This window comes from Providencia sp. PROV205 (assembly GCF_028479505.1).
Classification (GTDB): Bacteria; Pseudomonadota; Gammaproteobacteria; order Enterobacterales; family Enterobacteriaceae; genus Providencia; species Providencia huaxiensis.
The window spans coordinates 75,617-88,343 of sequence record NZ_JAMPNU010000021.1; the positions used below are offsets into that span (position 1 = coordinate 75,617).

A 12,727-nucleotide genomic window follows, 5' to 3' on the forward strand; every position below is an offset into this window, starting at 1 on the left:
AAAGTTTACTTACGTTATTTTTATAGTTTAAGTTAATTACAACGAATAATAGTTAGTCTTAATCTGAGATTAGCTCATAGTCATGAATGAGTATTGGTTAAAATCAATCATTCAAGTAATCAAACAGATACGAAATAATAGCGAGCACAATGGTAGTTCCAATCGTAATATAACTTTCTTATTGTATAGGCTATTTAAGCGATATATTGAACCCTGAACTCACTGTGAATTTAGCGTACTTATTTAGTATGCTTTTATAAGACATTTATTGATAAAACATTTATTGATAAAACATGGCAATCATTGTGATCACTAACGCTATTACAAGGTAATAGAACTTATGATGAACGATTGTAAGACTACCGATAAAACTGTCTTACAATCGTTGTGATAAACCGAGGGTTAAACCTTATAAATAACCGTACATCGCTGCAAATATCCAGCCAAACACACAGGATACACCCACCCCGATTAATCCAGGAAGAATGAAGCTGTGGTTAATAACAAACTTACCAATTCGTGTAGTACCTGAACGGTCAAACTGAATTGCCGCAAGGTCACTTGGGTAAGTTGGTAAAATGTAATACCCATAACACGCAGGTGCGGAAGCGATAATATAAGCCGGGTCAACACCAATCCCTAACGCAATGGGGACGACAGCGGCCAATGCGGCTGCCTGTGAATTAACAAACTTAGAGACTAATAATAAGATGACGGCATAAGCCCAAGGGAAATCTTTTACTAAAGAACCTAACGTTCCTTTAATTTCATCCATGTGAGCACCGAACATGGTTTCCGCCATCCACGCAATACCATACACTGCGACAATCGCTATCATCCCTGAACGGAATACTTCGTTCTTTGAAATTTGCCCTGGGTTGGTCTTACAGATAATGATTATTAGCGCACCAGCTAATAACATAAACATCTGAATGACTAAAACCATAGATAACGGCTTACCATTAACTAGAGGTCTTAGCTCTGAGAATGCACCAAGTAATGCCACAACTGCGATAGAGGCTAAAAAAATCCACATCGCGACCCAGTTAATTTTCGGTAATTTTGTATTCAACAGTGTCACACTGTCACCATAGACGTAATCATGGTTTTCAGGCACTGAAATAAACTCTTGGAATACAGGGTCTTTATCGAGATCTTTACCTCTAAACCAACTAAAAATACCAATCGCTAAAATACCAATTAATGTCGATGGGATAGTAATTGCCAATAAATCAAGGAATTCAAGTGACTGGCCATTGATTGTCACACCATTTAGCATTGCTACTAATGAAACAACGGCCACTGAAACTGGACTGGCGATAATCCCCATTTGTGCGCCAATACTACTCGCAGCCATTGGCCTTTCAGGGCGAATATTATTTTTAATCGCTGCATCGTAAATGATAGGTAAAATTGTATACACCACATGCCCTGTACCACACAAAATGGTTAAGATACATGTCACAAAAGGTGCCACAATAGAAATGTACTTAGGGTTTTTCCGCAGTAGTCGTTCTGCAATTTGTAGCATGACATCCAAACCGCCTGATGCTTGCAACGTTGCTGATGCGGCAACAACAGCAATGATAACAAGCATAACATCAACAGGCGGTTTTCCAGGCGGTAAACCAAAGCCAAAAACTAAGATAACTAGGCCAACACCACCTAATAGCCCGAGTGCCATTCCCCCTTTTTTTGCCCCATAGAATAAGCAAACAAGGATAATGGCGAGTTGAATCATAAAGTCCATAGTTCCATCCTTTATATATATGTTTACATATATTATCGGGATGATTTTCAAGCATTAATTTGATTTATGATAACTTCAAAATCAATTTACTTTTATTTTTTATGCTTTTATTTTGACCTCATCACATAATTTATATTAAGTAACTGACATACTACCCAGTTACCTACCACTTTCATAAAAATCAATCAATTACCACACCATTTTTAACAACTTACCCCATATAAATTTACCTTTAGCCACTTTAAATCATCATTTTTTCTTTACTTTATTAACGCTGCTATTGTCTTTCATTTCCTACCTACCTGATTAGAGGTGTAAATAAAAGATTACACCTTCTGTAATTTACATTTGACAGCGAACTTGCGATCGCATAATCTGCATCACTTGTTAATTATTCAAATTCAATTAGAGGAACTTGTGAAGAATCGTACGCTTGGCAGTGTGTTAATCGTTGCAGGGACAACAATAGGTGCAGGGATGTTGGCAATGCCACTTGCCGCTGCGGGAGTCGGTTTCACAAGCATCGTCTGCTTGCTTGTTGGATTATGGATGTTAATGAGTTATACCTCATTACTATTAGTCGAGGTGTATCAACATAACCCTGCGAATATGGGTTTAGGCTCTGTTGCTAAGAAATATCTTGGGCCTGTTGGACAGATAGTAACCGGACTGAGTATGCTGCTATTAATGTACGCGTTAACAACTGCTTATATCGGTGGCGCGGGCGTATTAATTTCAGATAGCCTATCTTCATGGTGGGGAATTAAAATTTCAACCGATACTGCCATTATTGCATTTACCATTATTGGTGGTGCAATTGTCTGTATTGGTACGCATTCAGTCGATTTTATTAACCGAATTTTATTCACGGCCAAAACAATTTTTTTGGTGATCATGTTAGTTGTGATGATGCCGCATGCTGAAGTCGTGAATTTAAGCACTATGCCAATTGAAAAAGGCCTTATCCTTGCTGCCGTTCCCGTTATTTTTACTTCTTTTGGTTTCCATGGCAGCGTGCCTAGTTTAGTTAACTATATGAATGGGGATGTGCGCAAGTTACGCATGATTTTCATTACCGGAAGTGCAATTCCTTTAGTCGCTTATATTCTATGGCAAATCGCAACATTAGGTTCTATTCCATCACAGACTTTTATCGGGATCCTAGCTCAGGAATCAGGCCTTAATGGGTTACTCACAGCCATTCGCGATGTTGTCGCTACGCCTCGAGTCAATATTGCCGTTAGCTTGTTTATGGATTTAGCGTTAGCCACATCCTTCTTAGGCGTTGCATTGGGTTTATTTGATTACCTCGCTGATTTATTCAAACGGAGCAATCATTTTATTGGTCGTGTACAAACCAGCTTGCTGACTTTTGTTCCGCCATTATTGGCCGCCCTATTTTTCAGTAGTTTCGTACAAGCATTAACGTATGCCGCTGTTGCACTCTCGGTCTTAGCGCTGATTATTCCTGCACTACTAACATTCCGTGTTCGCAAATTAGAAACTCAAGGTGGGTATCAAGTTAAAGGCGGTACACCTATTTTAGCCCTCGTGTTGGTATGTGGTATCGCTGTAATTGCTATCCAATTTTCGATTGTTGCCGGTTTTTTACCAAACGTTGGCTAAATATCTGCCATATTAAGTATACGACCAGTCCCCAAGCATTGATTTATCAAGATTGGGGGCTTCCCCCCTTGAAAACTAAATTAATTATCTAAATTTAATCTATTATTCATTACATTTAAAAAACTTCGTTCTGTTATTTCGACACTTGTCAGAAAATAATTCCGAACAGACAACCTAATCATTTTACCGTATCTTCGCCATATTGCGGTCTTCATGAGGTGAATTAGGTGAAGAAAAAACAAGTATCCAACATTCATGATGCGGCTTTTAAAGGCATCATGACGAATATCGAAAATGCACGAGATTTTTTTGATATCTATTTGCCTGCACAAATAAAATCATTGTGTGACTTCAATACGTTATCACTTACAAATTCCTCATTTATTGATGAGCAACTCCGCTCGCGATTATCAGATGTGCTATATTCAGTAGAAACAACGCAAGGAAAAGGATACCTCTACCTTTTAGTTGAACACCAATCAACGCCCGATAGACTGATGGCATGGCGTCTGATGCATTATGCTTTTTTAGCCATGAATCAGCATATGCAACAAGGAAATAAGAAATTGCCCCTTGTCGTCCCTATCCTTTTCTACCATGGCGGTCGTTCGCCTTATCCTTATACCCAACTTTGGACTGACTGTTTCCCTTTCCCTGATATCGCTAATAATCTTTACACTCAACCATTTCCTTTAGTCGATATAACTATCATAGATGATAATGAATTAGTTAATCATCGAAAGATTGCAGTAATGGAATTAGCAATGAAACATAAGCACTTACGGGATGAATTTCAACAGGTACTCCCGCTCTTGGCGCAAGCACTCAATAAACACTATAATAGCGATAATGACATCATTACTATTATCAATTATCTGTTCATTGCTTTAGATTCTGCTAATTTCGAACATATCATTCAGGCATTGAGCGAAAAAACAGAAAAACATAAGGGAGCTATTATGAATATCGCACTGCGTTTACAGAACAAAGGCCGCCAAGAAGGCAGAGTGGAAGGTCGCCAAGAAGCCCAAATAACAATGGCACGCCACCTTCTTAAGAATGGTATTAGTTTGGATATTATCGTTGAATGCACTGGACTAAGCCGCGAAATACTCATGTCTTTAAATAATACTAAACAAGGTTAGTTTCTGGTGGATACCTCTTTGAGTTATTTTCTGTTGGACTAAAGGCATCACAGCCAGCTCCTAGCCATGCAACGACTAGGAACTGTAGATATATCACAACAACTTAGAAAGATAGCCCTGCACCAACATACCAGCCATCGGCAAGTTTATCGCTACTATTACCATGCGTCCCTTTCATTTCAATCAAGCGATATCCTGCATCAATAGATAAAGGCTTGAATACCGTATAGCGCGCACCAGCTTTAGCTTCGACATACGATTTGCTGCCAGAAGTCAGTTGTTCTGGAGCACCGTAAGCTTCACCGTAAATATTCAGTGAAGGCAGTGCCTGCCAATTTAACCCACCACCAACAGCTAATGCAGCACCGCTACTATTATGATCGGGAGATAAATATAACCCCTTACCACCAACGAATGCAGAGAAAGGCCCTACAGGTAAGCCAAATGTGGCACCAATACTTCCCGTTTGTCCATCATGGTCACTACGAGCCCAAGAACCATTAAATGCTAACCCTGCATTTTGGTTACCTAACCCCGCAGACAGCTCAGTAAAATGTTCACCTGCTTGTGCACTGACTGAAACTGCATGTGCAGTACCTACGAATAATGGTGACATCGCTGCTGCCAATAATAATTTGCGCATTATTTTATCCTCTTGATATTATTACCTATGAATATTACGCGAATCTCACCTTATTTTCAGCCATTCTTACCTAGATTTACGCTATAGCCTCGATAAAAGCCCACTTTATTCATTACAAAATTTCACGTATCAAAAAATTTAGTGCAAAAAAGTGCGATAAATACGCATTTTTCTACTTGTAATCACAGTAATTGGTTATATTAATTAGATAATCAATTCCATAATAACTATACTGAATTACAAGTTTATTGTAGTAGTGTTTTTTATTTTTTACAAAATATTAACTTATTAGTTAGGTTTGTGTAGTCATTTAATCCAAACAAAGGAGCATTGTGATGAAAAAGAAAGGCCTTACTACCGCCTCAGGCGCCCCGGTCGCCAATAATAATAATGTGATGACAGCTGGTAAACGTGGCCCAATGTTATTACAGGATGTTTGGTTTTTAGAAAAGCTTGCCCATTTTGACCGTGAAGTGATCCCTGAAAGACGCATGCATGCAAAAGGTTCTGGTGCTTTCGGTACGTTTACCGTAACCCATGATATTAGCCGCTATACTCGTGCAAAAATTTTCTCTGAGGTGGGCAAAAAAACAGAAATGTTTGCTCGCTTCTCTACCGTTGCAGGTGAACGTGGTGCTGCCGACGCAGAGCGTGACATTCGTGGTTTCGCATTAAAATTTTATACTGAAGAAGGTAACTGGGATATGGTGGGTAACAACACCCCTGTATTCTATTTCCGCGACCCATTAAAATTCCCTGATTTAAACCACGTAGTGAAGCGTGACCCTCGCTCTAACCTGCGTACAATGGAACATAAATGGGCCTTTTTCTCTCAGTTACCTGAATCTTTACACCAATTAACCATTGATGCGAGTGACCGTGGTATTCCACAAAGTTATCGTCATATGCATGGATTTGGTAGCCATACATACAGTTTCATTAACAGTAATAATGAACGTTTCTGGGTCAAATTCCATTTCCGTTGCCAACAAGGCATTGAGAATTTGTCTGATGAACAAGCTGAGCAATTAGTTGGTAAAGACAGAGAAAGTTCACAGCGCGATCTGTTTGAATCAATTGAAAAAGGGGATTTCCCACGCTGGAATTTGCAAGTACAAATTATGCCAGAGAAAGAAGCCTCTCAAGTTCCTTATAACCCTTTTGACTTAACTAAAGTTTGGCCACATAAAGATTATCCATTAATTGATGTCGGTTATTTTGAACTTAATCGTAATCCAGATAACTATTTTGCAGATGTAGAACAAGCAGCTTTTAGCCCTGCTAACGTCGTTCCGGGTATTGGTTTCTCACCGGATAGAATGTTACAAGGTCGCCTGTTCTCATATGGGGATGCCCATCGTTATCGCCTTGGTGTCAACCATCATCAAATCCCAGTGAATGCCCCACGTTGCCCATTCCATAATTACCACCGCGATGGTGCAATGCGCGTTGACGGTAATAGTGGCAACCACGTAACCTATGAGCCAAATGAAGCAGGTCTATTCCAAGAACAGCCTGACTTTAGCGAACCGCCATTATCTATTGAAGGTGCAGCTGACCATTGGGATCACCGTGAAGACCAAGACTATTTCAGCCAACCACGTGCATTATATGAGTTATTAGATGATGCAGAACACCAACGTATGTTTAAACGTATTGCAGGTGAACTCATTGACGCGACAGAAGCCACGCAAGTGCGCCAAATCGAGTTATTTAAACAAGTTCATCCTGAATATGGCGCGGGTGTTGAAAAAGCGTTGAAAGCACTAAAATAGTGTAATTCATTAAGTGGTGGGGGTAACCCCGCCACTATTTTGTCCTATACTTTTATTTTCGCTAACAACCACTTTTTCACTTGTTGCCTAGAGACTTTTATTCCCCCCGCTTTCAGTTCGGGGTCTAAATAATAAAATGCTATAGGATATTGGTATGGAGCGAGTTTATCTTTTAACCAATCCGCCAGCTGATTCAAATCCACTGACTTATTTACTTCAACAACCGCGACAGGACGTTGCCCAAACTGCACATCCTCAATGGGTATAATAAAACTTTGGCTTACATCAGGGTATGAATTGATTACTGACTCGATATCTTCGGGTTGAACACATTCCCCACCACTGATAAATAAATTGTCTAGACGACCAATAATTTGATATTCACCATCAATAAATACCCCTTTATCATTCGTTTTGAACCAGCCATCAATACAATTTAAAGGCTTGATATTCCCATCAAACCAATACCCCAGCGCTTGACTATTTGATTGGATCTGAATTTCATCATCCAAGATACGAATTTGCTTACCTTTTAAGGGTAAACCCACACCTTTCTTGCCATCTGCGCGTTTAGCACAAACTGTAGAAGCCATTTCTGTCATGCCATAGCCGCTCCAACAAGCAATACCGTGTTGTTGAGCAAGATCCGTTAACGTTGAAGGAATACTGGCTCCCCCCAATAAAACAGCTTTTAGCGTAAGCTCCGCCACCCGTTTATCATTTAATAACCGCCATAACTGGGTCGGTACCAAAGAGGCATGAGTAACTTCATGTAATGCTTGAGCCAAAGGAAGATTTTTGACCGCAAGTGAGCCACCCTTAAGAAGCCAGCGCCAAACAATACCTTGCCCAGATACATGAAATAACGGCAGCGATAGTAACCAACAATCTCCTTGCTGGTAATTCATCAAATTAACAACACCTGCTGCACTATTTAAGTGCGCAGCGACACTGTGAACAGCGGCTTTAGGTAAGCCTGTCGACCCCGATGTTAAAATCAATGTGGCAGGCTGCTGAATAGCCTCTTGAAAAACAGTCGGAGCAACCTCTTCATCACCAATAAAATGATAATAGAGTTGATAATCTAAATTACGATAATTTGCTAATGAATTTGATTCATCAGTAAAATCGATGACCGCACTAACATTCAGATGAGGCAATAATTCTGCTAACAACCGTTCAGGGAGACGGGGGTTTAACGGTAAAACACGAGCACCACACGCAATAAGAGCTAGCTGACTCAGTAATAACTCAACTGAATTTTTCCCACGCAGAACGATACACTGCCCCTGCTCTACACCTTGCATTGAAAAGTAAGTACTGAGGTCAGTAATTTGTTGGCTGACACTTTCCCAAGTTAGGCGTTCGGAGTCGGTCACTAAGGCAATTGAGTTAGGATGAAGATTGGCCCAATGCTGCCAAGGCCAATCTTTAAAGTCATCTAGTTCTGCCATACAAGCGTTAAATCATCTAACTGCTGAAGCGGAATATCACATTGTGGCCAAGGCCGTACCAATTGAGATTGAATAAGCGATACAGTGTCTAAACCAGGAATGGTATTTGGGGTTAACCAGTGTGCTATACGAGCAAGTTGTGTTAAACCAAAGCTACTTTCAATGGATGAGCTGATCACTGCTTGTAACCCTAAGCGATGGGCCTCTTCCGCCAAATAGCGGCAATAAGACAAACTGCCTGTCAGGGTCGGTTTAATCACAATCGCAGACACCCCCTCTTGTGCCTCTACCATAAAGCCTTCTTCACGTACACTTTCATCCCAAGCAATGCTAATGCCAGTTTCTGCTGCAAATTGCAGTGACTCTTCACGGGTTTTACACGGCTCTTCCAAAAAAGCGATTCGGTCACGGTAGTCAGGGTTAACATATTTTGCAAAACCGTCGGCTTTTGCTCGAGTCCAACTGCGATTTGCATCCAGACGCAATTTCAGTTCTGGAACGGCCTCGAGTAACAAGTTAACCACCATTCCATCACGAACAGCTTCATATAAACCGACTTTAACCTTAGCCACTTTCTCACCTTCCATTGCATCAAGGCTTAGGATTAAATCGTCAGGATCACCACTACATAAAGGCGCTTTGCGGTAGTCCGCTTGTTCAGGAAGCTCCCCTGTTAGCTCCGCGATAGCACAACTACAGCCAAAAGCCACTGAGGGTAATAAACTATTAGAAATTTTGCCTTCTTTCACCCATTCATTCAGTCGTACAATAGTTTCGGCAGTGGCCTCTTCTAATGTTTCACGGCTGAATTCAGGTAGAGGCGAAATTTCTCCCCAACCTTCGTTATCCCCATCTTGTAAACAGACCAAAAGCCCATCACGCGTTTTTAACCGCTGATAACGAAGGATAACGCCTGCCTCCATCGGCAGGCTGAACGAATAAATCTTGGCTTTACGCATTATGGGTTACGCTTATATTTAGAGAAATCAGGCGCACGTTTTTCATTAAAGGCGTTACGGCCTTCTTGCCCTTCGTCTGTCATATAGAACAACATAGTGGCATTACCAGCCAACTCTTGCAGACCTGCTTGTCCATCACAGTCCGCATTTAACGCTGCTTTTAAGCAACGCAGTGCCATCGGGCTATTTTCTAGCATTTCACGGCACCAGCGCACCGTTTCTTTTTCAAGATCTGCATATGGAACAACCGTGTTAACCAAGCCCATATCTAATGCTTCTTGTGCATTGTATTGACGGCATAAAAACCAGATTTCACGTGCCTTTTTCTGCCCAACAATACGAGCCATATAAGATGCGCCCCAGCCGCCATCAAATGAACCGACTTTTGGGCCCGTTTGACCAAAAATTGCGTTATCTGCCGCTATCGTAAGGTCACACATCATATGTAACACATGGCCACCACCGATAGAAAAACCAGCGACCATCGCGACAACAGGTTTTGGACAAGTACGAATTTGGCGTTGGAAATCTAATACGTTTAAGTGGTGCGTGCCGCTTTCATCACGATACCCGCCGTAGTCACCACGAATTTTTTGGTCACCGCCTGCACAAAATGCTTTTTCACCTTCACCGGTTAGGATAATGGTTCCAATATGGTCATCATAACGTGCGTCGGAGAGTGCTTGGATCATTTCTTTCACGGTTTGTGGACGAAAAGCATTGCGCACTTCTGGACGGTTAATCGTAATTTTAGCTATCCCTTCAGGAGACTTATGATAGCGAATATCTTCAAACCCTGTAGAGCAATCTTGCCATTCAATTGGTGCGTATAATTTTTCTTCGCTTGGATAAATCATTATCAGATTCCTTTAACCACAGTGTGATAAAAAATGGTGTAGTGCAGTGGCAAAGCCCATAGGGTTTTCCCGATGTGCATTATGCCCTGCATTTTCAATCAGCGTTAACGGCAAAGCATATTGTTGCGAAACGCTTCGAAACTTTTGGTCTTTTTCGCCACAAAAATAGCGATAAGGACAGGTCAATTTGCGCAATTTATCCGCTAAAAAAGGTTGCTTTGCTAATGATGTATTTTCTAGCATAGCAGCAATACTTTGCGGGTTATTTTGTCGACGTAATTGAATTAAACGTTGGCGCTGGGTCACCGACAAATCAGCAAATACAGTTTGTTGATACCAGTCATCTAACACTTCTTCAATCGGCTCTGAACGAAAACGCTGCGCCCAAGTCGCATCATTAGCAGCTCGAGCAATTCGTTCTTTTTCATTGACTAACCCCACATTCCCACCTTCAATCACTAAACCTAATAGTCCGTTAGGTTGATAGTAGCAAGCAAAATGCATCGCCAGCCGAGCGCCTAGTGAATAACCAACCAAGTAGTATTCATTAATTTGATGATACTGTAAAAGTGCGCTGAGTTGTTGATCAAAATGTGAAAAACCTAGGCAGGGATCTGAATGAGAACCCCCATGACCGGGTAAATCGACAGCTAACGATGGAAAAGCGCATGTTTGCTCAATCACCGGTAGCCAATCATCCGCACTGCCTAACAAACCATGTAAGTAGATTATCCAAGGAGCGGATGAAGCAGAATGATGAATCTGTGCGGATAACATTACAGTTCCACAACTTCATTCAATAGTTGTTTTAAAGTACGCGCACCTTCATCACTTGGCACCTGTAATTCCACCAGCAAGGTGCCCTGTGGACGATGCCAAAATTGTTGTACGGTTTCTTTTAGTGTTCCCCAGTCTGTCGGAGCACAATATTGTAAGCCAAACATTTTCGCCGCTGGCTCGAAACTGACATTTTGCGGCATACAGTAATAATTTTGTCTTGCTTCGTCTGGTGTGGGTAGCATAGAAAAAATCTGCCCACCATTATTATTCACAACGATAAGCACTGTTGGTGCTGAAGGTTCTCTCAATAGCGCCAAACTATTCAAATCGTAGAGTGCAGAAATATCCCCAACGATAGCCAATGTTGGCCGTGCGGTTGCCCGCTGAACTCCCGCCATGGTAGAAATCAAACCATCAATACCACTCGCGCCCCGGTTGCTATACACCGGATAACCCAATGGAAGTTGTGCCAACGCATCCACCAAACGGACAATTAGGCTATTGCCAACAAACAGCTGGCCTCGAAGAGGCAGCAGTTCAGGTAATTGATGTGCCACCGCGGCTTCTGAAAACTGGTCATGTAACTGCTGGTGTATGTGATTTTGGGTTTTTTGCGCTAAAGCCAGCAGCGATTCACACCACAAACTTCTCGGCTGCGCAGGATGGTTATCTAGCCAACCTTTAATTGAGCAAGTTAGCTTTCTACCCATATGATTAGCTGGGTCTAACCGCTGAGGTATTGAGTCGATAATCCAATACTCTTGTGGTTCACAGTTAGCTTGCCATTGTAGAAGCCGCTTTCCCGTTAAGCTTGAACCAAACTGGACGACTAATTCTGCGTCTTCTAAAATAGACTGGGTTTCTGGATGTTGCAGCCATAAGTCGGCACATGGAAAAGGTTGTCCGGTTTGTGACAGCACATCTCCGAGTACTGGCCATCCGAGCTCTTGAGCCCATTTAGCGACGAACTCTCCTTCACTTGCACTCATCCTACCCGCAATCACAACGCCTTTTTTCTGACGCCAGAAATACCAATCAGCAACTAATGCCACCGTATTCGTCAGCGGTTCACTTAACCAAGGATGATTAGAATTCCACCATTCACCCAGCGTTTTTTGCCACTCATATTCCCCATCCATATCACCATACAATGGTTCTGCAAATGGGCAGTTAATATGAAATGCGCCATGGTGTAGTTGATTCATGCCATTATCAATCGCGGTTACCAACCACTTCGCTGAAATATCTTGTGTCGGTCTTGGCAACATTAATGATTGAGCTGGATGGGAAGCAAAAATATGTGCTTGTCGAATAGCTTGATTAGCACCGCAATCAATTAATTCAGGGGGTCTATCTGCTGTAAGAAAAATAACCTTCTCACCGGTTAAACCCGCTTCAATCAATGAGGGATAAAGGTTCGCGACTGCCGTACCAGAGGTCACTATGACCCCAACAGGCTCACGACTGGCCTTTGCTAAACCTAGAGCTAAATGCCCTAAACCACGCTCATCAAAATGGGTATGGCAATGCAATTTCCCATGGCTAATGGCGGCAAGGGTCAACGGTGTCGAGCGCGAGCCGGGCGCAATACAGATATGTTTCATTCCGTGGCGAGATAGCGCTTCGATAATCACTTCAGCCCAACGGAGATTAAAAGCAGAATTCGACATAATATGCTCAGCAAATTATTAGTTATCAATTAGTTTAGACTGGCTGAAATAAATTTCTTGATCTCAGA

Annotated in this window: 10 protein-coding genes; 3 read left to right on the forward strand and 7 right to left on the reverse strand. The window is 41.7% G+C overall.

What is annotated here, in order from left to right:
* Positions 1-409 precede the first annotated feature (409 nt).
* Entirely contained in the window at positions 410-1,750 is a 1,341-nt protein-coding gene (locus PR800_RS13530) for an anaerobic C4-dicarboxylate transporter (protein ID WP_102137656.1), read from the reverse strand.
* Positions 1,751-2,227: 477 nt separating this feature from the next.
* Here PR800_RS13530 and tyrP point away from each other — a divergent pair, with 477 nt between their 5' ends.
* Both tyrP and PR800_RS13540 read left to right on the forward strand, forming a co-directional pair.
* Entirely contained in the window at positions 2,228-3,376 is a 1,149-nt protein-coding gene (gene tyrP / locus PR800_RS13535) for a tyrosine transporter TyrP (protein ID WP_242685778.1), read from the forward strand.
* 227 nt (positions 3,377-3,603) lie between these two features.
* Positions 3,604-4,521, forward strand: coding sequence for an Rpn family recombination-promoting nuclease/putative transposase (locus PR800_RS13540; protein WP_166264584.1), 918 nt, complete (start codon positions 3,604-3,606; stop codon positions 4,519-4,521).
* A 103-nt stretch (positions 4,522-4,624) separates the two neighbouring features.
* On the opposite strand, the gene PR800_RS13545 is transcribed toward PR800_RS13540, so the two are convergent.
* Positions 4,625-5,164, reverse strand: a complete 540-nt coding sequence (locus tag PR800_RS13545) for a YfaZ family outer membrane protein (RefSeq protein WP_206276257.1) — start codon at positions 5,162-5,164, stop codon at positions 4,625-4,627.
* Between the two features lie 335 nt (positions 5,165-5,499).
* Here PR800_RS13545 and PR800_RS13550 point away from each other — a divergent pair, with 335 nt between their 5' ends.
* Positions 5,500-6,939 (forward strand): catalase, encoded by a 1,440-nt coding sequence (locus PR800_RS13550; protein WP_166264580.1) that lies wholly within the window; start codon positions 5,500-5,502, stop codon positions 6,937-6,939.
* A gap of 44 nt (positions 6,940-6,983) precedes the next feature.
* Here the strand turns inward: PR800_RS13550 and menE are convergent, their stop codons facing one another.
* The 5 genes from menE to menD are packed head-to-tail and all read right to left on the reverse strand — an operon-like array spanning position 6,984 to position 12,659.
* On the reverse strand, positions 6,984-8,393 hold the full coding sequence (menE, locus tag PR800_RS13555) for an o-succinylbenzoate--CoA ligase (protein WP_102137651.1): 1,410 nt from the start codon (positions 8,391-8,393) through the stop codon (positions 6,984-6,986).
* Positions 8,381-9,352 carry an o-succinylbenzoate synthase gene (gene menC / locus PR800_RS13560; RefSeq protein ID WP_102137650.1) on the reverse strand — a complete coding sequence of 324 codons (972 nt, stop codon included), beginning with the start codon at positions 9,350-9,352 and terminating at the stop codon, positions 8,381-8,383. Before menC ends, menE begins: the two co-directional genes overlap by 13 nt.
* The gene (menB, locus tag PR800_RS13565; RefSeq protein ID WP_004912212.1) at positions 9,352-10,209 is read right to left on the reverse strand and encodes a 1,4-dihydroxy-2-naphthoyl-CoA synthase; all 858 of its coding nucleotides are present in this window, start codon (positions 10,207-10,209) and stop codon (positions 9,352-9,354) included. The genes menC and menB overlap by 1 nt, the downstream gene beginning before the upstream one ends.
* A 12-nt stretch (positions 10,210-10,221) precedes the next feature.
* Positions 10,222-10,986, reverse strand: a complete 765-nt coding sequence (gene menH, locus PR800_RS13570) for a 2-succinyl-6-hydroxy-2,4-cyclohexadiene-1-carboxylate synthase (RefSeq protein ID WP_272531057.1) — start codon at positions 10,984-10,986, stop codon at positions 10,222-10,224.
* Positions 10,986-12,659, reverse strand: coding sequence for a 2-succinyl-5-enolpyruvyl-6-hydroxy-3-cyclohexene-1-carboxylic-acid synthase (gene menD, locus PR800_RS13575; protein WP_272531059.1), 1,674 nt, complete (start codon positions 12,657-12,659; stop codon positions 10,986-10,988). The genes menH and menD overlap by 1 nt, the downstream gene beginning before the upstream one ends.
* Between the last annotated feature and the right edge of the window lie 68 nt (positions 12,660-12,727).

What these genes read in the sequence shown, in the direction of transcription:
- menB (WP_004912212.1), bottom strand. Translation starts at nt 10,209, where the DNA reads ATGATTTATCCAAGCGAAGAAAAATTATACGCACCAATTGAATGGCAA.
- menE (WP_102137651.1), bottom strand. Translation starts at nt 8,393, where the DNA reads ATGGCAGAACTAGATGACTTTAAAGATTGGCCTTGGCAGCATTGGGCC.
- menD (WP_272531059.1), bottom strand. Translation starts at nt 12,659, where the DNA reads ATGTCGAATTCTGCTTTTAATCTCCGTTGGGCTGAAGTGATTATCGAA.
- PR800_RS13550 (WP_166264580.1), top strand. Translation starts at nt 5,500, where the DNA reads ATGAAAAAGAAAGGCCTTACTACCGCCTCAGGCGCCCCGGTCGCCAAT.
- menC (WP_102137650.1), bottom strand. Translation starts at nt 9,352, where the DNA reads ATGCGTAAAGCCAAGATTTATTCGTTCAGCCTGCCGATGGAGGCAGGC.
- menH (WP_272531057.1), bottom strand. Translation starts at nt 10,986, where the DNA reads ATGTTATCCGCACAGATTCATCATTCTGCTTCATCCGCTCCTTGGATA.
- PR800_RS13530 (WP_102137656.1), bottom strand. Translation starts at nt 1,750, where the DNA reads ATGGACTTTATGATTCAACTCGCCATTATCCTTGTTTGCTTATTCTAT.
- PR800_RS13545 (WP_206276257.1), bottom strand. Translation starts at nt 5,164, where the DNA reads ATGCGCAAATTATTATTGGCAGCAGCGATGTCACCATTATTCGTAGGT.
- tyrP (WP_242685778.1), top strand. Translation starts at nt 2,228, where the DNA reads ATGTTGGCAATGCCACTTGCCGCTGCGGGAGTCGGTTTCACAAGCATC.